The 20,966-nt window shown below is 62.8% G+C and carries 19 protein-coding genes; 8 read left to right on the top strand and 11 right to left on the bottom strand.

Features of this window, described 5'->3' with window-relative positions; genetic code table 11:
* The first annotated feature begins 3 nt into the window (after positions 1–3).
* From ACILRC_RS14035 to dhaK, 6 genes are read left to right on the top strand one after another with little or no spacing between them, the layout of a single operon-like run.
* A complete protein-coding gene (locus ACILRC_RS14035) occupies positions 4–960 on the top strand; it encodes a carbohydrate ABC transporter permease (RefSeq protein WP_395670001.1) in 957 nt (318 codons plus the stop codon).
* A gap of 15 nt (positions 961–975) precedes the next feature.
* Complete coding sequence (locus tag ACILRC_RS14030; protein WP_395670000.1) at positions 976–1,188, top strand: hypothetical protein; 213 nt, start codon at positions 976–978, stop codon at positions 1,186–1,188.
* Between the two features lie 4 nt (positions 1,189–1,192).
* Positions 1,193–2,320, top strand: a complete 1,128-nt coding sequence (locus tag ACILRC_RS14025) for an ABC transporter ATP-binding protein (protein WP_395669999.1) — start codon at positions 1,193–1,195, stop codon at positions 2,318–2,320.
* Complete coding sequence (locus ACILRC_RS14020) at positions 2,313–3,344, top strand: ABC transporter ATP-binding protein (protein WP_395669998.1); 1,032 nt, start codon at positions 2,313–2,315, stop codon at positions 3,342–3,344. Before ACILRC_RS14025 ends, ACILRC_RS14020 begins: the two co-directional genes overlap by 8 nt.
* 23 nt (positions 3,345–3,367) lie before the next feature.
* Positions 3,368–3,964 (top strand): dihydroxyacetone kinase subunit DhaL, encoded by a 597-nt coding sequence (gene dhaL, locus ACILRC_RS14015; protein ID WP_395669997.1) that lies wholly within the window; start codon positions 3,368–3,370, stop codon positions 3,962–3,964.
* Between the two features lie 43 nt (positions 3,965–4,007).
* The gene (gene dhaK / locus ACILRC_RS14010; protein ID WP_395669996.1) at positions 4,008–4,997 is read left to right on the top strand and encodes a dihydroxyacetone kinase subunit DhaK; all 990 of its coding nucleotides are present in this window, start codon (positions 4,008–4,010) and stop codon (positions 4,995–4,997) included.
* An 11-nt stretch (positions 4,998–5,008) separates the two neighbouring features.
* On the opposite strand, the gene ACILRC_RS14005 is transcribed toward dhaK, so the two are convergent.
* Both ACILRC_RS14005 and ACILRC_RS14000 read right to left on the bottom strand, forming a co-directional pair.
* Positions 5,009–6,187, bottom strand: coding sequence for a Gfo/Idh/MocA family protein (locus tag ACILRC_RS14005; protein ID WP_395669995.1), 1,179 nt, complete (start codon positions 6,185–6,187; stop codon positions 5,009–5,011).
* Between the two features lie 14 nt (positions 6,188–6,201).
* A complete protein-coding gene (locus ACILRC_RS14000) occupies positions 6,202–7,257 on the bottom strand; it encodes a sugar phosphate isomerase/epimerase family protein (RefSeq protein WP_395669994.1) in 1,056 nt (351 codons plus the stop codon).
* Between the two features lie 221 nt (positions 7,258–7,478).
* Here ACILRC_RS14000 and ACILRC_RS13995 point away from each other — a divergent pair, with 221 nt between their 5' ends.
* Positions 7,479–9,080, top strand: a complete 1,602-nt coding sequence (locus ACILRC_RS13995; RefSeq protein ID WP_395669993.1) for a trimethylamine methyltransferase family protein — start codon at positions 7,479–7,481, stop codon at positions 9,078–9,080.
* A 51-nt stretch (positions 9,081–9,131) separates the two neighbouring features.
* Positions 9,132–10,409: an MFS transporter gene (locus tag ACILRC_RS13990; RefSeq protein WP_395669992.1), complete on the top strand. Its 1,278-nt coding sequence runs from the start codon at positions 9,132–9,134 to the stop codon at positions 10,407–10,409.
* A gap of 9 nt (positions 10,410–10,418) precedes the next feature.
* Here the strand turns inward: ACILRC_RS13990 and ACILRC_RS13985 are convergent, their stop codons facing one another.
* The 9 genes from ACILRC_RS13985 to ACILRC_RS13945 form a co-directional block, all read right to left on the bottom strand.
* Positions 10,419–12,431, bottom strand: coding sequence for a hydantoinase/oxoprolinase family protein (locus ACILRC_RS13985; protein WP_395669991.1), 2,013 nt, complete (start codon positions 12,429–12,431; stop codon positions 10,419–10,421).
* The gene (gene bmt / locus ACILRC_RS13980; protein WP_395669990.1) at positions 12,431–13,510 is read right to left on the bottom strand and encodes a betaine--homocysteine S-methyltransferase; all 1,080 of its coding nucleotides are present in this window, start codon (positions 13,508–13,510) and stop codon (positions 12,431–12,433) included. The genes ACILRC_RS13985 and bmt overlap by 1 nt, the downstream gene beginning before the upstream one ends.
* Before the next feature lie 126 nt (positions 13,511–13,636).
* A complete protein-coding gene (locus ACILRC_RS13975) occupies positions 13,637–14,602 on the bottom strand; it encodes a Bug family tripartite tricarboxylate transporter substrate binding protein (protein ID WP_395669989.1) in 966 nt (321 codons plus the stop codon).
* A 263-nt stretch (positions 14,603–14,865) separates the two neighbouring features.
* Positions 14,866–15,336, bottom strand: coding sequence for a cytochrome C (locus tag ACILRC_RS13970; RefSeq protein WP_395669988.1), 471 nt, complete (start codon positions 15,334–15,336; stop codon positions 14,866–14,868).
* Between the two features lie 24 nt (positions 15,337–15,360).
* Positions 15,361–15,954 carry a NapC/NirT family cytochrome c gene (locus ACILRC_RS13965; protein ID WP_395669987.1) on the bottom strand — a complete coding sequence of 198 codons (594 nt, stop codon included), beginning with the start codon at positions 15,952–15,954 and terminating at the stop codon, positions 15,361–15,363.
* A gap of 26 nt (positions 15,955–15,980) precedes the next feature.
* On the bottom strand, positions 15,981–16,319 hold the full coding sequence (locus ACILRC_RS13960; RefSeq protein WP_395669986.1) for a c-type cytochrome: 339 nt from the start codon (positions 16,317–16,319) through the stop codon (positions 15,981–15,983).
* 288 nt (positions 16,320–16,607) lie between these two features.
* A complete protein-coding gene (gene betA / locus ACILRC_RS13955; RefSeq protein ID WP_395669985.1) occupies positions 16,608–18,290 on the bottom strand; it encodes a choline dehydrogenase in 1,683 nt (560 codons plus the stop codon).
* Positions 18,291–18,339: 49 nt separating this feature from the next.
* Positions 18,340–19,779, bottom strand: coding sequence for a betaine-aldehyde dehydrogenase (betB, locus tag ACILRC_RS13950; protein WP_395670008.1), 1,440 nt, complete (start codon positions 19,777–19,779; stop codon positions 18,340–18,342).
* 153 nt (positions 19,780–19,932) lie between these two features.
* Positions 19,933–20,868, bottom strand: coding sequence for a choline ABC transporter substrate-binding protein (locus tag ACILRC_RS13945; RefSeq protein WP_395669984.1), 936 nt, complete (start codon positions 20,866–20,868; stop codon positions 19,933–19,935).
* Positions 20,869–20,966 lie beyond the last annotated feature (98 nt).

The raw sequence follows: 20,966 nt of genomic DNA, 5'->3' as shown, positions 1-20,966 counted from the left end.
ATTATGCGCAAAGGCATAAGTACTGCCCACTCGGTCGTAGAACCTTCGTCACAAACCCGCTGGGTGGCCGGCGTGCTGGTGGTGTTTTATGCACTGGTGACGATGATTCCGCTGGTATGGATCATCATGACCGGCTTCAAAACACCGGCGGACGCGATCAGCTACCCGCCCAAAGTGATCTTCAGTCCCTCGGTGGAGGGCTACTGCAACCTGTTCACCACACGCTCGCGCCAGACCCCCGAGTACATTGCCAGCCTGCCACCGGCAGCCAGCAACTGCGAAGAAATTGCGCGCAGCCAGCAGATGGTGGTGGCCGGCCCTTCCAACTTCGCTCCTCGCTTTACCAACTCGTTGATCATTGCCTTTGGCTCCACCGTGCTGTCGGTTGGTTTTGGTGTGATGGCAGCCTACGCTTTCTCGCGCTTCAAAGTGCCGCTGAAGGACGACTTGCTGTTCTTCATTTTGTCCACCCGCATGATGCCGCCCATCGCGGTGGCAATACCTATCTACCTGATGTACCGTGAGCTGGGTTTGTCCGACACCCGGCTGGGCATGATCTTGCTGTACAGCGCAGTCAATGTGTCGCTCTCGGTCTGGCTACTCAAGGGTTTTATTGACGAAATTCCGCGTGAGTACGAAGAGGCTGCGATGGTCGATGGCTACACCCGCCTGCAAGCGTTTCGCAAAGTGGTGCTGCCTCAGGCAACCACCGGCATTGTGGCAACTGCCATTTTCTGCTTGATCTTTGCCTGGAATGAATACGCCTTTGCGGTACTGCTGACCTCGGGCGAAGCGCAAACCGCGCCGCCTTTCATTCCCATCATCATCGGCGAAGGGGGCATGGACTGGCCCGCCGTAGCCGCTGGTACCACCTTGTTTCTGGTGCCGATTCTGGTGTTCACCGTGCTCTTGCGCAAACACTTGTTGCGCGGAATCACGTTTGGCGCCGTGCGCAAATAAAGCGAAAGTTTCACCATGCCCCAAGCCCTCAACCCGGTGCAAAAGCAAACAAGTAAGTGGCCCCGCTGGCTGCGCCGCAACACCCTGGAACTGGTGGCTTGCGCCATCATCGGCCTTGGCATTCTGATGCTTCTACAGCCTTTTGCGCTGGTCCTCTACACCTGGTCATTCGTCACCATGCTGGTGGGCACCGTCATGTTCATGGTGGTCTCCAAGTTCCCCGAGTAGCACCATGGCTGAGATACGCATTCAAAACCTGAACAAGGCCTTCGCCGAGTTCACTGCCGTCAAGGACTCCTCCTTTGTCGTGAATGACGGTGAGTTCTTCTGCCTGCTGGGTCCCTCCGGCTGCGGCAAGACCACGACTTTGCGCATGATTGCCGGTTTGGAACTACCCACCTCCGGTCAGATTTTCCTCGGCGATGAAGATGTCACATTCAAGCGAGCCTCGGCGCGTGACATCGCCTTTGTGTTCCAGATGTTTGCGCTCTACCCGCATATGTCGGTACGGCAGAACATTGCCTTCCCGCTGGTCTCGCAAGGCATGCCGCGCGTCGAAATTGCCGAGCGTGTTGCGCAGGCCGCCAACACCCTGCATATCAGCCACTTGCTGAACATGTCGGTCTCCGGTCTGACCAGCGGTGACCGCCAGCGCGTTGCACTGGGGCGGGCCATTGTGCGTCAGCCCATGGCCTTCATGATGGATGAGCCGCTGGGCGCGCTGGATGCCGAATTCCGCGAACTGATGTGCCAGGAACTGCGCGCCCTGCACGACCGCTTGCACGCCACCACGGTCTACGTCACACACGACCAGCGCGAAGCCATGTCCATGGCCGACAAGATTGCCATCATGAACCAAGGTGTGATCGAGCAACTCGGTGCGCCGCAGGAAATCTATGAGCGCCCGGCCAGTGTTTTCGTGGCCGACTTTATGGGCTCCCCTTCGATGAACTTCATTCCTACCCACACGGCATTGGCGCGGGGTGCCACCAGCATCCAACTGGGTTCTGTCGCAGTGGACATGCCTGCCGTTTGCGATGACGTCAGCCAACGCCAGCTTCTGTATGGCGTGCGGCCAGAGCACATTCGCCTCGCCAGCGATGCGCCCTTGCGCGCCGAAGTGGTCGGTGTGGAATACCTAGGAAATTGCCAGGTCATTACCCTGAATACCGCGCTGAACTGCGTCGTGCGCGCCAAGGTCGATGTCGACATCAGGGCGGTGCGCGGCGATCAAGTCGGGTTGGAACTGGATGCCTCCGAAATGACGCTGTTTGATCAAGCCAGCGGGCGGGCCATTCGTACCGCGCGCGATGACCTTGCTGTCGAAGCCATCGGAACCCGAAAGGCCGCCCATGGCTGATCTCAAACTCACAGGCGTAAGCAAGAACTTTGGTTCGCAGGCGGCAGTCAGAGACTTGAATATTGACATTGCCAGTGGCGAGTTCGTGGTGCTGCTGGGCCCCAGCGGTGCTGGCAAAACAACCACCTTGCGCTTGGTGGCCGGATTGGAAAAACCCGACGCGGGAGCAGTGTGGATTGATGGCCGCGATGTCACGACCATGGCGCCGGCCCTGCGGGACGTGACCTTTGTGTTCCAGCAGTATTCGCTTTATCCGCACCTCAACGTGTACGACAACTTGGCGTTTCCCCTGCGCTCACCGCTGCGTAAGATCAGCGAGGACGCGGTTCGAGCTAAGGTGCTGGAGGTGGCACGCATGCTGCGCATGGAAGACAAGCTGCAAAACCCAGCGACCCGGCTATCGGGGGGGCAAATGCAGCGGGTGGCCATCGGCCGGGCCTTGGTGCGCAACCCTTCTGTTTACTTGATGGATGAGCCGCTGTCGTCGCTGGATGCCAGGCTGCGCAATGACTTGCGCTTGGAGCTCAAGCGCATTCAGCAGGACACCGGGGCCACCATGCTGTATGTCACCCACGACCAGGTCGAGGCACTCACCCTGGCCAATCGCATCGGTGTGTTGGACCACGGTCGACTGGTGCAACTTGGTACGCCACAACAGGTCTATCAGGACCCGGACACGGTAGCGGTTGCCAGCCGCCTGGGATCGCCCCGCATCAATCTGCTGGCGCGTTCTGACGTGCCGCAGCTGCCCGCACCTGATGGCGTACAAACCATTGGCGTGCGTGCCGAGCACCTAAAAATTGGCCCGGCAAATAGCGCAACGCCAGACAGTGTCTCGGCCGTGGTGCAGCGCTTGGAGCGTTTGAGCGACCAGTACCTGGTGCACTTGCGCCTGAAAGACCGTGCCCCGGAAATCATCGTCTCCTGCAGCCCAGCGCATGTGGCGCACGCTGGTCAGGAGGTACAAATTCAGTTTACGCAATGCCTTTGGTTTGATGCGTCAGACCAAAGGGTAAGGGCTTGACCGCTATCAATAGGAACATCGACATGCCATTGAACGACATGATTCAAAGCGCCACCCAGACGCTGGTTGATCACTTGGAGGAATTGACCGCCCTCGACCAGGCTATTGGCGACGGCGATCACGGGCTGAACATGAAGCGCGGCGCCCAGGCAATTCAAGCCAGGCTGCCGGAGCTGCAGGCCATGACGCTCAACGATGCCTTGAAACTCATGGGCAAGACCTGCGTCGCAGTGATCGGCGGTTCCTCCGGCCCGGTGTTTGGCACGCTCTTAATGACCCTGGGCAAGGAACTGCCCGAGCAGGCCTCAGCAGAGGATATGGCCAAAGCGCTGCGTTTGGGCATTGAGGCGTTGACCCGCCTGGGCAAGGCCGAAGTAGGCCAAAAGACCTTGCTCGACGTACTGGACCCGGTGCAAAAAATGCTGGCAGCCGGTGGCCCTGACTTGCTCGCACGCGTGGGCCAATGTGCCCACGACAGCGCCCAAGCCACCGCCCACATGGACGCCACGCGCGGACGCTCCTCGTTTCTGGGGGATCGTGCCAAGGGCCATGTGGACCCTGGCTCGCGCTCTATGGCCCTGATCATCGGCTCGGTGTGCCAGAGCCTGCAGCGGGCTTGAATCTGCTCCACCCACCAACGCTTAATCAACTGCTGGATGACTTATGAAAAATTTGATGAACAACGTCGATACCGTCTTGGCGGAATCGCTTGACGGCTTTGCAGCTGCGCACGCAGATATTGTGGCGCTGGGGGTCGACCGGGAATTCGTGCGCCGCAAGCGCACCAAGCCCGGCAAAGTGGCGCTGATTTCGGGCGGAGGTACCGGCCATGAGCCGCTGCATGCCGGCTTTGTCGGACACGGCATGCTGGACGCCGCCTGTCCGGGACAGATCTTTACGTCCCCCACACCCAACCAGATGCTCGACGCGGCGCAGGCGGTGGACGGTGGTGCTGGCGTGCTTTTCATCGTTAAAAATTACTCCGGTGACCGGATGAATTTCCAGATGGCCTCGGACATGCTCGACCAAGAAAACGCGGTCGTCATCGTCAACGACGACGTGGCGGTGGAGGACTCCACTTACACCACAGGACGGCGCGGCGTGGCCGGGACCGTCATCATCGAAAAAATACTCGGCGCAGCAGCCGAGCGTGGCGACAACCTTGCGCAACTGCTGGCGCTGGGTAACGCGGTCAATAAGGCGACAGCGTCTATGGGCGTGGCTCTGACTTCCTGCACGGTACCGGCTGCGGGCAAGCCAACTTTTCAGATTGGCATGCATGAGATGGAGATCGGCGTGGGCATTCACGGTGAGCCCGGGCGGCGCCGGGTGCCGTTGGCAACTGCCGACGAGATTGCGCAGGAACTCACCGGCGCGGTGCTCAAGGACCTCGCTTTGGGTGCCGGCCAAGAAGTCATTTTGCTGGTCAATGGTTTTGGCGGTACACCATTGCTGGAGCTGTACCTGATGGTGAACGCAGCCCGCGCTGTGCTGGAAAAAAGCGGCGTGAAGGTGGTGCGCTACCTCACAGGTTCGTATGTCACATCACTGGAAATGGCGGGCTGCTCGATTACGGTCACGGCGGCTACCCCTGAGTTTTTGGTGCTCTGGGATGCGCCGGTGCATACGGCGGCGCTGCGTTGGGGGATGTAGCAGACGCCAAGCTATTCGATCGGTGTCCAACGCCCCCCGGCGATGCTCGACGCCACCACCGCCGCAATAAACTGCATGCCGCGCAAGCCGTCTTCTACGGTGGGCACGGTGCAGGCCAGCGGGTCGGCACTGCGGCCTTGCCAACGCGCATGCAGCTGCTCGGCTACATCACGGTACAACTGGGCAAAACCTTCGAGATAGCCCTCTGGGTGACCTGCGGGCAAGCGAGAGGCGTGGCTTGCCGCCATGCCCGCACTGGCCCCGGCACGGGTCAATAGGCGGGGTGTGTCACCCAGGGGCGTGAACCACAATTGGTTGGGATGCTCTTGGTGGAATTCCAGGCCGCCCTTGCTGCCGTACACACGTAGCTTGAGGTTGTTTGCATTGCCAGGCGCTACCTGGCTGCACCAGAGCATGCCGCGTGCGCCGTTGGCATAGCGCAGCAACACGTGGGCGTTGTCGTCGAGTTGGCGTCCGTTCACAAAGGTTGAGACGTCGGCACACACTTCGGTTAGCTGCAGCCCTGTGACGTAGCGCACCAAGTGCTCGGCATGGCTGCCAACATCACCCAGTGAGCCACCGGCGCCCGCGCGGGCAGGGTCCATGCGCCAGGCCGCCTGCTTGTGGCCGCTGTCTTCGAGCTTGCTGCTCAGCCAATCTTGCGGGTACTCGACCTGAATCACCCGGATCTCGCCCAGCTCACCGGCAGCCACCATGGAGCGCGCCTGGCGCACCATGGGGTAACCGCTGTAGTTGTGGGTCAGTGCAAACAGGCAGCCGCTGCGGCGCACGACCTCGACCAGCGCATGGGCGTCGACCACAGTCGCAGTCAGGGGTTTGTCGCAAATCACGTGGATGCCAAGCTCCAGGAAGGCTGTGGCAATCGGGGCGTGCAGGTGGTTGGGTGTGACGATCGCTACCACGTCAATGCCGTCCGGGAGCGCACGCTCAGCCCGGGCCATGGTGGCAAAGTCGGCGTAGCTGCGTTCGGGCGCAATGTGCAACTCTGCCGCACTGGCGGCGGCGCGCGCTGGGTCCGACGAAAGCGCTCCTGCCACCAGGCTGTAGGCATCATCCAGCCGCGCGGCCATGCGGTGCACGCCGCCTATAAACGCGCCGTGCCCGCCGCCCACCATGCCCAGACGGATGCGTCGGGCAGTGCCCCCGTGCTTGGCTGTTTCAGTGGTCATGCGTCATCAAAACCTTAGGCAATGCCGAGCATCTTTTTGTTGGCTGCCTGGTCCACTGCACCGCCGGCGAAGTCATCGAAGCTGCGCTCGGCCACCCGGATGATGTGGTCGCGGATAAAGATGGCTCCCTCGCGCGCACCGTCTTCCGGATGCTTGATGCAGCACTCCCATTCCAGCACGGCCCAGCCAGGGAAGTCGTATTGCGCCATTTTGGAGAAGATCGCGGCAAAGTTCACCTGCCCGTCGCCCAGAGAGCGAAAGCGCCCGGCCCGCTGAAGCCAGGGCTGGTAGCCGCCATACACACCCTGCTTGCCGGTCGGATTGAACTCGGCGTCCTTGACGTGGAAAACCTTGATGCGCTCGTGGTAACAGTCGATGTAGTCCAGGTAGTTGAGTTGCTGCAATACAAAGTGGCTGGGGTCGTACAGCAGGCAGGCACGCCGGTGGTTATGGACCCGTTCCAGAAACATCTCGTAGCTCACGCCATCATGCAGATCTTCACCCGGATGCACCTCGTAGCAGACATCAACACCGGCGTGATCAAAGGCGTCGAGAATCGGGCGCCAGCGCTTGGCCAGCTCGTCAAACGCGCCTTCAATCAAGCCCACCGGTCGCGGCGGCCACGAGTACAGATAAGGCCAGGCCAGCGCGCCGGAAAAAGTGACATGGGCAGTCAGACCCAGATGGGCCGAGGCCTGTGCCGCCCACATCATTTGCTCAACCGCCCATTGCTGGCGCAGCGTGGGGTTGCCCCGCACTTCGGGTGCAGCAAAACCGTCAAAACCGGTGTCATAGGCCGGGTGCACCGCCACCAACTGGCCTTGGAGGTGCGTCGAAAGTTCGGTGATTTCCAGACCATGCTGCGCCAGCATGCCCTTGATTTCCTCGCAATACGTTTTGCTGTGGGCCGCTGTCTTCAAGTCAAACAGACGCGCATCCCAACTCGGAATCTGTAAGCCCTTGTAGCCCAGCGACGCAGCCCACCGGGCGATGGTCGCAAGCGAGTTGAACGGTGCTGTATCACTGGCAAATTGGGCCAAAAACAGGGCCGGGCCTTTGATGGTCTTCATGGGTAATTGCTCCACGGATTCGTTCTAAGCATAGCCCGTTGATTGCCGCTTTCACAAGCCCTTGCAGACCGCGCAGGCACCGGGCACGATGGCGACCGGCCCATCAGCGACTCGCCTCAGGCGTTCGCATGCAAATCGGTGTCGCAAACAGGTCAAGCGCAAGCCCCGCGCCTGCCCATACTATGTGTTTTTGTCAGCCGCTCTGGCATTGGAGAATTTGGATGCAAGACACCCCCGCGCAAGTCGCCGCAAGCCCCGACACCGTAGCCGATGCACCCCGTGGCCGCCGCGCCGGTGGTGGCCGCGAGGCCAAGCGTGCCGCCCGCAGCGCCCGCAGCGCGCAGTCGGTGCCCTTTATCACCCGCAAGATTCCGTACTTTGAGGTGCTCGACGAAGAGGGTTTGCAGACCATCGAGCGCAATGCCGACACCATCCTCGAAGAAACCGGCATCGACTTCCGCGACGACGCTGAAGCCCTGGAGTTGTTTCGCAACGCTGGCTGCGATGTCAAGGGCGAGCGGGTGCACTTTCCGCGCGGCCTGGCCCGCAAGCTGGTGCAAGCCACCGCCCCGCGCGAGTTCACCCAGGTCGCGCGCAACCCGGCGCACAACGTGGTCATCGGCGGCAAGAACACGGTGTTCGCGCCCGCCTATGGCTCGCCCTTTGTGCGCGACCTCGACGGCGGACGCCGCTACGCCACGATTGCCGACTTCCAAAACTTCGTGAAGCTCACCTACATGGCCAACGCGCTGCACCACAGCGGCGGAACCATTTGCGAGCCAGTCGATTTGCCGGTGAACAAGCGCCACTTCGACATGGTGTATGCGCACATGAAGTACAGCGACAAGCCCTTCATGGGCTCGGTCACGCACCCAGACCGCGCGCGTGACACGGTGGAGATGACCAAGATTTTGCTGGGCGACAATTGGATGGACCCGCTCACCGGCAAGCCCCGCACCGCGGTGATCAACCTGATCAACGCCAACTCGCCCATGACCTTTGACGAGACCATGCTGGGCGCCGCCAAGGTCTACGCCCGCGCCAACCAGGCTTGCATCATCACGCCCTTTATCTTGGCCGGTGCCATGTCGCCAGTCACGGTGGCCGGCACGGCGGCACAAACCCTGGCCGAAGCCCTGGCCGGCATGGCCTTTGTGCAGCTGTGCAGCCCCGGCGCGCCGGTGGTGCTGGGCAGCTTTGCCTCCAGCATTTCCATGCAATCGGGCGCACCCACCTTTGGCACGCCTGAGCCTGCCTTGGTGCTGTATGTCATGGCTGCGCTGGCGCGCCGTTTGGGCGTGCCGTTTCGCTCCGGCGGTGGCCTGTGCGGCTCCAAGATCTCGGATGCGCAAGCCGCCTCCGAGTCGGCCAACACCTTGCTGCCGACCTGTCTGGGTGGCGTCAACTTTGTGCTGCACACCGCTGGCTGGTTGGAGGGCGGGCTGTCCATGGGCTACGAGAAGTTCATCATGGACGTGGACCAGGCCGGCATGATGCACACCCTGCTCAATGGCGTGGACCTGACCGAGAACGGCCAAGCCATGGACGCCATCCGCGAGGTCGGCCCGGGCAAGCACTTTTTGGGTTGCGCCCACACCCAGGCCAATTTCGAGAGCGCCTTCTACCGCTCACCGATCACCGACAACAACAGCTTCGAGCAGTGGGAGGCCGAGGGCTCGCGCGACCTCACCCAGCGCGCCAATGCGCTATGGAAAAAGCAGCTCGCCGAATACGAGGCGCCAGCGATGGACGTGGCCACCGATGAAGCCATCCTCGACTACGTGAACCGCCGCAAGGCCTCGTTCCCCGACTCCAACGTGTAAGCCAGTGGGGCTAGCCTTGCGGCCTGCCCCCCATCTGGATACACCCTACCCATGAACAAGCTGCTGATCCCACTGGCCTCGCTGCTCAGCGGCCTGGCCTTGCTGGTGGTCGGCACTGGTTTGCTGTTTGCCGCCATCGGCGCGCAGGCCGGCAACGCCAAGTTTTCTGGCCTGGTCACCGGCTTGGTGATGTCGGCGTATTTCGCCGGGTTTGTGTACGGCACCTACGCCTGCCCGGCCATCATCCGGCGGGTGGGCCACATCCGTGCATTTGCCGCGATGGCGTCTATCGCTTCGGCTATTCCTATGTTCCATGCCTTGTGGACCAACGCGATTGCCTGGGGGGTGTTGCGCTTTGTCGCCGGTGTGTGCCTGGTGGGTTTGTACATCGTGGTCGAGAGCTGGCTCAACGTGGTCGCCACCACCGCCCAGCGCGGCAAGGTGTTTGCTGCCTACATGGCTGTTAGCGGTGTGTCGATGGCCATGGGTCAGTGGCTGATTCTGGTGGGCGACCGCTTTGGCTTTGTGCCGTTTGCGCTGGTGTCGATTCTGTTTTCGTTCGCGCTCATCCCCATCACGCTCACACCGGTGGCCGAGCCCGAGGCCATGGAGACGCCCAAGTTCGTGCTCAAGGAGCTGATCTATATCTCGCCCATCGGCGTGATCGGCACCGTCGGCTCCGGTCTGCTGGGCGGCGCGTTTTACAGTCTGGGCCATGTGTTTGGCCAGGGCGTGGGCTTTAGTGAGGCGGGCATTGCCACCTTCATGGCGGCCACGATTTTGGGCGGAGCCGCGTTCCAGTGGCCGGTGGGGCACTTGTCGGACAAAAACGATCGCCGCTGGGTATTGTTTTGGGTGTGCGCGCTGTGCGCGGGCGTGGCGGGCTTGGGCTTTTATTTGGCGCGCGAGTTCGAGGCCTCGCTGATCGTGCTGGGCATCATTTATGGTGGCCTGTCCTTCACGGTCTATGGTCTGAGCGTGGCCCACGTCAACGACCTGATCGACCCCGCCAAAGTGCTCGAAGTGACCAGCGGCCTGTTGCTGCTGTACGGTTTTGGCTCCACCTTGGGCCCGACGCTGGCTGGCGGTGTGATGGACCTGTTTGGGCCCGAGGCGCTGATGCTGTACTTCGCCATCGTGCTCGCGTTTTTGGCGGCCAGCGTCTGGTTCTTCGCCAAATCCAAGTACATCCACCCCTCGCGCACCAGTCAAAAGACCGACTATGTGGTCATGGGCAGCGGCTCACAAGCCGTGTTGCAGATGGACCCGCGCCGGCCCGACTTTGAACACAGCCGCCCGGCCAAACCGCTGGTCGATCCAGGCCGCTGATCTGGCGACTCATCGCGCAGCCGTGGGCCGCCCAATCGCCTCGGCTTGCACCACGGCTTCCAGCAGCCCTGCGTCGCTGACCGCGTTGGGCATCCACTGTTTTTGCACCGAGACCTGCACCTCGGGCGCGTGTGCGCCCATGGCCAGCACGGCGCTGCGCGCCAGTTGTTCGGCCCACGCATGGGCCGTGTCCAGGGCCTCGGTCGGGTTAGAAAACTGCCGGGTGCCGCTGGGCGCGTGCACGCGGAAGTTGCCGGTGCCGTCGCCCACCACCCGCACCGTGATGCTGTGCGCTACCACCCCAGCGGCAGCGCCTACCGCGTTGGCCACATCGCAGTGCGGCGCAAATGCCACTTCGCAACCCAGGCGGCGCGCCACCTCCGGGTAAAACACCCGCACCGGCCCACCCACCGCCACCACCGGCACGGAGGGCTGGATGCGCACCTGCGCCCAGCCCAGAGTCGCCTGGCCCGAGCACACGGTGTCGATCAGCGGGCTGTCTGCGACCTCGCTGCCAAACGCGGTCTGCAAAACCGCGCGGCACGACAGGCGCACGGTTTGCTCCCACACGTCTTGGGCGAACTGGCGTGTTCGCTCGGGCGTGGGCAGCTTCATGTCGCGCAAGCGCGCCGCCAGTTGGGCTGCCAGATACGCGGCGTCCGCCGACCAGTTGGCCTGCAGGCCCAGCACATGGCCCGCGTCCGAAGGCGTGAAGCTGCACAGCTGCACCAGGCCCTTGCGGCGCAGCGACTCCAGCGCCCGCTGGGCAGGCAGCGAGTTAGCGATTTTGCGCAGGGGCTGGGGCGCAGCCGTCACGCTGGCCAGCGCTTCGCGTTCGCGCGGCGACAGACCCACCGGTACCGCCTGCGCCTTGGCCGAGAACGGCAGCAGCACGAACTTGCCGTGCAGGGAGCTGCCGCCGTCCACATCGGCCAGGTCGGCTTGCAGCATCGCGATGGTTTCGGGGTAGCGCGCTGCAACCAGCGAGACCGGCGCCACCCGCTGCGGGCCGACCGCGATGCCGCCCTTGGGGTGGGCGCTGATTTCACTGTCGCCGCCCAGGCCGATGGTGCGCACATCGATGGCCCGCACCATGGTGCGCCAGCCACCGACCTCGGCACCCTCTTCCTTGACTTTGGGGCGGCCATCGATCAGCAGCCCCAAGTCAGTGGTGGTGCCGCCCATGTCGGACAAGATAAAACTCTGCAAACCGCTGAGCCACTGCGCGCCCACCAGGCTGGCCGCCGGGCCGCTGAGCACCGTCTCTATGGGCCGCGTGGCCACCGATTCGGCCAGCGCCAGCGAGCCGTCGCCTTTGACGATCATCAGCGGGCATTGAATCTGTAGCGCCACCATGGCGCGCTGCACCGCGTCGATCAGGCCGCTGATGCGCGCGATCAGGCGTGCATTGAGCACCGCCGTGAGGGCGCGGCGCGGCGCATCCAGCGAGGACGACAGCTCGGTGGACAGCGTGACCGGCTTACCAGTGCGCGCCACGATGTGATCGCGCACCGCGTGCTCGTGCGCCGGGTTGCGCACCGCAAAGGTCGAGGCCACCGCGAAGGCGTCCACCGCCGGGGCCATGCCGTCGAGCGCGTGCGCCAGGGCGTCTTCGTCCAGCGGGCACAGCGCGTCCCCGTTGTGGTTGTGCCCGCCGGCCACCACCGCCAGTGGCAGCTCAGGAAAAGCTTTGGCAATGCCGGTGCGCTGAACCATGGCGGCATCAAACCCCACCAGCACCACGCCCACTGCGCTTCCGTGGCCTTCGACCACCGCGTTGGTGGCCAGCGTGGTGGAGACCGACACCATGGCAATCTGCTGTGGCGCCACCGTGCCCTGCAGCTGCGCCAGCGCAGCGCTGAGGGCTTCGCCCACGCCCACGGCCAAGTCGCCCTTGGTGGTGATGGCCTTGGCCGTGGCCACCACCCGGTGGCCGTGGGCCTCGATGATGGCCGCGTCGGTGTAGGTGCCCCCGGTGTCCACGCCCACCAGGTAGCTGGGCGCGGCGGTCTGTGCTGGCATCACGTCGCGTTGGACGCCGAGCCACCCCGGCGCCCGCTGCCGCGCTTGAGGTTGGCACCCGCTGCTGCGCCACCGGCGCGGCTGAGCTCGCCGCCCCACTGCGCGCGCGCGCCGGCAGACACCTCGCCCAGCGCCGAGACGACCTGGTCCAGCGTGGGACCCGGGCCTTTGGTGTGGGCGTCCAGCGCCTCTTTCATGGCGCGCAGGTGCTTGGCCGAGGTGCCGCAGCAGCCGCCGATGATGCGCGCGCCCGCATCCAGCGCCATCTTGGCGTACACGCTCATCAACTCCGGCGTGCCGTTGTAGACGATGCTGCCGTCGACGTACTGCGGAATGCCGCAGTTGCCCTTGGCCACCAGCACCACCTCGGGCGCCATGGCCTGGGCCAGGTTGTGGATGCAGGCCACCATCTCGGAGGCGCCGGTGCCGCAGTTGCTGCCGCAGGCCGCCAAGCGGGGCGAAAGCGTTTGTTCGATGCCCGCAAAGTCGCTGGGCGAGATGCCCATCATCGAGCGGCCGTTGGTGTCAAAACTCAGGGTGCACACGATGGGCAGATTCGCCACGGCTGCACCGGCCACTGCGGCCTCGACCTCCTCGCGCGAGGACATGGTCTCGATCCACAGCACATCGGCACCGCCCGCGGCCAACGCCAGCGCCTGCTCGGCGAAAGCCGCCTTGGCTTCGTCGTGGGTGAGCGGGCCGACCGGCTCCATGATTTCGCCCGTCGGCCCCATGCTGCCGGCCACCACCACGGTGCGGCCGCTGGCATCGGCCACGCTGCGGGCGATGCGCGCGGCGGCGGTGTTGAGCTCGGCCATGCGGCTTTGCGCGTGGTGCAGTTTGAGCCGGTAGGTGGTGCCGCCAAAGCTGTTGGTCAGGATAATGTCGGCGCCTGCGTCCACAAAGCTTTGGTGCAGCGTGCTGATGCGGTCCGGGTGCTCGGTGTTCCACAGCTCGGGCGCGTCGCCCGACATCAGCCCCATGTCAAACAGGTTGCTGCCGGTGGCGCCGTCGGCCAGCAGCCAGGGGCGCTCGGACAGCAGGCGGGTGAATCGGTTGGTGGTTGGGCTGGCGGTCATAAGCATTCAAGGCGCACGAAGCGCCGCCGTGTGGACAGGAACAAGGGTTGGGGTTGGCCTCGGGTGCGCAGGGCGCGGCCAGACCCGCGATTTTGCCCTAGGCCAGGGCGCAGCAGCCCGGTGCGGTCAATCGACCTGCGCCCCGGTGGCTTGCACCACCACCTGGTACTTGGCGCGCTCTCTTTGCATCAGGGCCGCGAATTCCTCAGAGGTGCTGGGCACGGGTTCGGCCAGCAGGGTGCCAAAGCGGGCCTTGGTCTCGGGCGCGTTGAGCGCTTCCACAAACGCGGCGTTCAGGCGCGCCAGCACATCCTTGGGTGTGCCCGCAGGCGCCACCAGGCCCCACCAGGTGTCGATGGAAAAGCCTTTGAGCGTGTCAGCCATGGGCGGCACATCGGGCAGGGCGGGGGAGCGCGCCAGCGTAGTCACTGCAATCGCCTTGAGTTTGCCGGATCGGATGTTGGGCGCGGCGGTGGCCAGGTTGTCCAAGTTGAAATCCACCTGCCCGCCCAGCAGCGCCAGCTGGGCGGGGTTGCCGCCGTTGTAGGGAATGTGTACCGCAAACACGCCGGCCTCTTTTTTGAACATCTCGCCTGCCAGGTGACCTGCGCTGCCATTGCCGCCGCTGCCGTAGTTGAGCTTGCCGGGGTTGGCGCGGGCGTAGGCAATCAGGTCGGCTAAGCTGTTGATGCGCAGGCGCTGCGCGGTCTCGGCGTTCATCACCAGCACGTTGGGCACCCGCACCATTTGCGTGATGGGCGCGAAGTCGGTGGCGGCGTTGTAGGGCATCTTCTTGAAGAGCCAGGGGTTGACCGCGTGGGTGGCCGTGGCGGCAATGCCGATGGTGCTGCCGTCGGGCGCGGCCTTGGCCACCAGGTCGGCGCCGATGTTGCCGCCCGCACCGGGCTTGTTGTCCACGACCACGGTGCCCAGGCTGTCCTTGACGCGCTCCGCCAGCACCCGCGCGGTCACGTCAATCGGGCCGCCCGCAGCGTAGGGGACGATCAGGCGAATCGGCTTGTTTTGTGCGAGTGCATGCGTGCCTGCAACAGAGATGGCCAGGGAAAACAGGGTGGTGAAAAGTTGTTTCATGGTGAAAGCCGCGCGTCGTTTGGAGCGCTGACTGTACGCAGGCGGTCAGGTTCCTGCTACCGGGATCGACCCTGAATACCGATGCGGTGGACCGCGCCCGGAATTTGCACGCTGGCCTCTGCCTTGGGTTGCACGTGATGATTCGAGCTGCCGATGCCTGGCAGCTGCAACAAATGCGGCCAGTTGATCGCGCCGCAACAGATGCAACGCGAGGTGATGCGGTCTGCCCCTGACGGACTCGAGTCGCAGCGGGCATCAGGCCATCAATACTTGACCTTGAGGGCGTTCATTTGCTCTTTGGTGAGCGCGGGTACGTCGCCGCGCGCGGCCCAGCGGTTCAGGTTCCAGCCACCCTCACCAACCCAGGCCTTCAGCATGGCCAGCGCTTGAGCGCGCTCTGCGTCGGTTTCGCCGAGGTATTTGTGCATATTGCCAGGCTTTTTGTCGGCGGTATTGGTGCCGTCGTCCAAGCGGCGCATCAACGCACCGGGGTCGGGATAGACAACGATGGACAGTAGGTGCTCATAGGTGTCGGTGCGCGGGCCCTGTTTGGCCTTTTTGTACTTTTCTTCGTCGAGCTTGAATTCCTGCAGCGAAGGCGAATCGCTGCCATGGCATTCTGCACATTTGGCCTTGATGAACGGCTGGACATCGGTTCGGTAAGTGACATCAGCCGCCAGCAAAGGTAATGCCAAAGTGGCACAAGTGAGGGTCGCTAGTAGTTTCAGCTTCATGGTGGTCCCCAGTGGTAAAAAAAGTTATTTCTGCAAGGCTGCGTCCGCCGCGAACAACTCGGCTGGCCCAGGCCCGCTGGGTTCGTGGTGGGCGATGGCAAAGTGGCATTCAATACAGGTTTTCCCCTCGGCTTTGCCCTTGGCATGGCGAGTGCGCGCTTTGGTGGTTTGCAATTCCAGGTTCATTTTTTCTTCCTGGTGGCAACTGCGACACTGGTGCGAGTCGCTGGCTTTCATGTCGCGCCACACGGCCTGCGCCATGGCGGCACGCTTGGCCTCGAACTTTTCTGGCGTGTCAATCGACGGCGAAATGAAGGTGTAGTACAGGTCTTTACTCGCCTTGATCTTGGCCCATACCAGTGGTCCTGGCTCATGCGGCACATGGCAGTCGGTGCAGATCGCTCGCACGCCGGTCCGGTTGGTATCGTGAATCGTGCCTTTGTATTCGGCAAAGTTGTACGACATTTCGTGGCAGCTCACACAGAAACTCTCTGTGCTGGTGTAGGCCAGCACATAGGCGCCGGAGATACCAACCGACACCGAAAAAACAAGCAACCCGGTCAGCAACGCTGCAACGAACATCCAACGTGGGCTTAGCAGACCAAAGAACTTTTTCATGGCGAAAGCCAACGTGCAGCTGCTGTTTAACGCGACAGGATGTAGCGCACAGCGTTTTTGATGCCCGCCTCATCCTTTGACTTGATCTTGAAATGCTCTTCCTTCACGCCATCAACCTCCACCATCGGGCCTGTAGTGATGTGCGTGAAGATCTTGGCTTCGGCATCGGCCTTGCCTTTGTATTTTTCAGCGGTCTTTTTAAAGGATGGTCCGTCCTTGATCTTGTCCACCGAATGGCACTTTGTGCATTTGCTGTCGCTGATCAGCTTTTCGGCTGCGGGCACATCCACTGTTTGGGCTTGCGTCACCAACCCCGTCAAGGAGACGCAGACTGCAAGCAGCGTGCGACGTAGGTAAAGTTTCATGGCAACGATCCCAAGTGGTCTGAGGGCCTGCCCGTGAAACTTGGCGGCAGGCTAAGGCAAACCCAGTCTATGCCTGCACTCGCGCAAGGGTTTGAGATAGGTCAATACTTTGTGTCGGCCCTTGCTTGGACGACGAGGCGCCTCACACAGCACTCAGACCCCATGCGCCGCCGCGTCTTTTTCCGTAGCGTGTGCGCCGGGTTGGGCGCGCATTGGATTTTTGGCCTGTCAGTGGATACGTAGGCAAGTGAAGGCCCAACGCCACTTGCTCAGTTGCCCGTAGGTTTTTCAGCGCTGCTTGGTTTCCCACTCCGGATGCACCCACGCCGGTGCGCTAGACGGTGGCAGTGCTTTGCCCTGGATGGCGTCGGCAATCTTCTCGGCCATCATGATGGTGGGCACATTGAGGTTGCCGCTGACCACGATGGGCATGATGGACGCATCCACCACGCGCAGGCCCTGCACCCCGTGCACCCGGCCCTGGCCGTCCACCACCGCCATGTCGTCGTTGCCCATGCGGCAGCTGCAGGAGGGGTGGTAGGCGGTTTCGGCGCTGGCGCGGATGTGGGCGTCGATTTCGGCATCGGTCTGCACGGCCGGGCCAGGCGAGAGTTCTTCGCCACGGAACCGGTCGAAGGCTTTTTGCATGAAGATCTCGCGGGTCAGCCGGATGGCGGCACGCATTTCTTTGCGGTCCTGCTCGGTGCCCATGTAGTTGAAGAGGATCTCCGGCGCCTCGGTGGGGTCGCTGCTGCGGATCCGCACATGGCCGCGGCTGGTGGGCCGCATCGGCCCCACGTGCGCTTGGAAGCCGTGGCCGGTGGCTGGGGCGTTGCCGTCGTAGCGCACCGCCATGGGCAAAAAGTGGTACTGCAAGTCGGGGTGTTTGACACCGGCTTCGCTGCGGATGAAACCGCCCGACTCAAAGTGGTTGGTGGCACCCAGCCCGGTCTGGAACAGCAACCACTCCAGCCCGATCTTGAGCTTGACCAGCGGGTTGGTGGCCGAGTACAGCGTGATCGGCTCTTTGCAGGCGTACTGCACATAGGTTTCCAGGTGGTCTTGCAGGTTTTCGCCCACGCCCTTGCGCGCAGCCACCATCGCAATGCCCAGTGGCTCCAGGTGCGCGGGGTTGCCGATGCCAGAAAGCTGCAGCAGCTGCGGTGAGTTGATGGCGCCGCCACACAGGATGACTTCGCGGCGGGCCGTCAAACGCTCGGTTCGGCCTTGGTGGCGCAGCTCCACACCGGTGGCGCGGGGTGGGCTGTTTGCGGTGGCGCCAGTAGTGCTGGCGTCAAACAACACGCGGGTGACCAGCGCCTCGGGCAGCAGCGTCAGGTTTTTGCGCTTGAGCGCAGGGCGCAGGTAGGCCACGGCGGTGCTCCAGCGCCGGCCTTTGTGGGTGGTCATGTCCATGGGACCGAAGCCCTCTTGGCGGTGGCCGTTCATGTCGGCGGTGAAGCCGTAGCCCGCCTGTTGACCGGCCTCAATGAATGCGTTGTAGAGCGGGTTTTTGCAGGCGCCGGTGCTCACATGCAGCGGGCCGCTGCCGCCCCGGTAGTCGTCAGCACCTTGGGTCCGGGTTTCGGATTTCTTGAAGTAAGGCAAGCAGTGGGCGTAGGTCCACTCGGGCAGGCCAAACTGCTCGGCCCAGCCGTTGTAGTCCTGCGCGTTGCCACGGATGTAGACCATGCCGTTGATGCTGCTGGAGCCACCGATGGTTTTGCCGCGCGGGCAGTGTATGCGGCGCTGTTCCATGAACGGCTCGGGCTCGGATTCGTACATCCAGGTGTAGCGCGGGTTGGCCATGGGGTAGGCGAAGCCGCTGGGCATGTGGATCATGAGGTTGTGGTCCAGCGGGCCGGCTTCGATGACCAGCACGCTGGTGTTGGCGTCTTCGCTCAGGCGGTTGGCCAGCACGCTGCCGGCGGAACCGGCGCCGATGATGATGTAGTCGTAGTCTTTTTGCATGGCGTGCCTTGGGTCAATGATGTTCGTTTGGCTTCATAACGCTCGCGCATCACCGATAGCCCGTCCAGACCTCGCCCATTTCCACGTACACCGTTTTGAGCTGCGTGTAGTGGTCCAGCGCGGTCATGCTGTTTTCGCTGCCAATGCCGGACTCACCCACGCCACCGAACGGCATCTCAATGGGCGTGATGTTGTAGTTGTTGATCCAGCAAATGCCGGCCTTCAACTGGGCCGCCACCCGGTGGGCCTTTTGCAGATGGGTGGTGAACACGCCAGCGGCGAGGCCAAAGCGCGACTGGTTGGCGCGGGCGATGGCTTCTTCTTCGGTGTCGAAGGTCAGCATGGACAGCACCGGGCCAAAGATTTCCTCGCGCACGATGCGCATAGGGTCTTGGCAGTTGGCAAAGATGGTGGGCGCTACAAAATTGCCAGACATACCCGGCAGGTCCACGCGTGTGCCGCCGCAGACCAAGGTGGCGCCCTCCTGGATGCCGCTGGCGATGTAGTCCAGCACCTTGGCGGTGTGGCCTTCGGAAATGAGTGCGCCCACTTCGGTTTGCGGGTCCATCGGGTCACCCACGCGCAGCAGCAGGGTGCGTTCTTTCAGGCGGGCCAGAAACTTGTCGGCAATGCCGCGCTGCACGAACACCCGGGTGCAGTTGGTGCAGACTTCGCCTTGGGTGTAGAAGTTGCCCATCATCGCAGCCGCCACTGCCTGCTCCAGGTCGGCGTCGTCAAAGACCAAGAGGGGCGACTTGCCGCCCAATTCCATGGTCACGCGCTTCAAGGTGCCTGCGGCGGTTTGCATCACCTTCTTGCCGGTGGGCACTGAGCCGGTCACCGAGACCTTGGCCACACCCTCGTGCGCGGCCAGCAGGGCGCCGGTGGTGCCGCGGCCTTGCAGCACATTGAACACGCCGGGTGGCACACCGGCTTCCAGATAAATCTCGGCCAACTTGACGGCGGTGGCTGGGGTCAGCTCCGAGGGTTTGAAGATCATCGCGTTGCCTGCTGCCAGCGCGGGGGCCGATTTCCAGCAGGCAATTTGCAGCGGGTAGTTCCAGGCGCCAATGCCCACGCACACCCCCAGCGGCTCTTTGCGGGTGTAGGCAAACGCGTTTTTCAAAGGGTACTGCTGGCCGGTCAGGGTGGCTGCAGCTCCGGCGAAGTATTCGATGCAGTCGGCGCCGCTGGCCACGTCCACTACCAGCGCTTCTTGCAATGGTTTGCCGCAGTCTTGCACCTCGAGTGCGGCGAGTTCGGCATTGCGGCTGCGCAGCAGGTCGGCGGCGCGGCGCAGAATACGGCCCCGCTCGGTGCCGGTCATGGCCGACCACACTTCAAATCCGGCCTGTGCCGCTGTGACTGCCGCGTCGACATCGGCCTGCGCCGCATCGTGCACCACGGCAAGCACCTTGCCGGTGGCCGGGTTGGTGGAGTCAAAACGTTCTCCGCTGCCTTGCAGGTGCACGCCGTTGACAAAACTCATGACAAAACTGGTGTTGCTGACTTCGCTCATGGCAGTCCTTGTGCGGGCTTGCGTTGCAAGCCCAAAAAACAACTCCGACCCAGCGGGGCTGGATCGGAGCATGCGGCATGTGCGCGCTACAGCGCTATGCCTTTACCGGTGGCGTGCGCGCGCTTACTTCAGTGTGGCCTTGACCGCAGCCAAACCGGGCTTGCCGTCCAGGGTATTCACACCTGCCAGCCACTTGTCCAAAATGGCGGGGTTCTTGACCAGGTAGTCCTTGGCTGCCTTGTTGGGCTTGACCTTTTTGAGGATGGGGCCCATCACCTGGTTTTCCATGTCCAGGGTGAATTGCAGGTTGGTCAGGAACTTGTAGACGTTGGGGCACTTCTTCTCGTAGGACGGCGGGATGGCGGTGTACACCTTGGCCTCGCCCAAGTTGGGTCCGAAGATGTCGTCACCACCGGCGAGGTAGCTCATCTTCATTTGCACGTTCATCGGGTGCGGCTCCCAGCCGAGGAAGACGATGGCTTTTTGGTCCTTGATGGCGCGCTGGGCTTCGACCAGCATGCCGGCCTCCGACGACTCGACCATCTTGAAGCTCTTGAGGCCGAACTTGTTGTCCTTGATCATGCCGGCAATCAAGGCGTTGCCGTCGTTGCCCGGCTCGATGCCATGGATCTTGCCGCCGAGCTCCTTCTCAAACTTGGCAATGTCAGCAAAGGTCTTGAGGCCCTTGTCGTACAGGTAGGTGGGCACGGCCAAGGTGTACTTGGCGCCAACCAGGTTGGGGGTGTCCAAGACCTTGATGTCACCGGCCTTCACAAAGGGTTCGATCTGCGGCGTCATGGACGGGTTCCAGTAGCCCAGAAACACGTCGATCTGCTTTTTCTTCATGCCCGCGAAGGCGATTGGGATGGACGCGATGGTCACATTGGGCTTGTAGCCCAGGCCCTCGAGCACCACCGAGGCCAAGCCGGTGGTGGCGGCGATGTCGCTCCAGCCCACGTCGGCAAAACGCACGGTTTTGCAGCTTGCGTCATCGGCCAACGCACTTTGCGACGCCAAGGCCACGACCGCGGCCACGATTCCAACCATCTTGAACTTCATATTGACTCCTTGTGAAATTGGGAAAAACTTTTGCCCTGCTGATTACAACTCCAACGCACCTGGTTGCACGGTGTGTGCGACTCGGGGTTAACACTGAG

It is taken from the genome of Rhodoferax sp., assembly GCF_044236835.1.
Taxonomy (GTDB): domain Bacteria; phylum Pseudomonadota; class Gammaproteobacteria; order Burkholderiales; family Burkholderiaceae_C; genus Allorhodoferax.
Note: the sequence above shows the minus strand (reverse complement) of the source record. Positions and strands in the feature narration are given on the sequence as shown.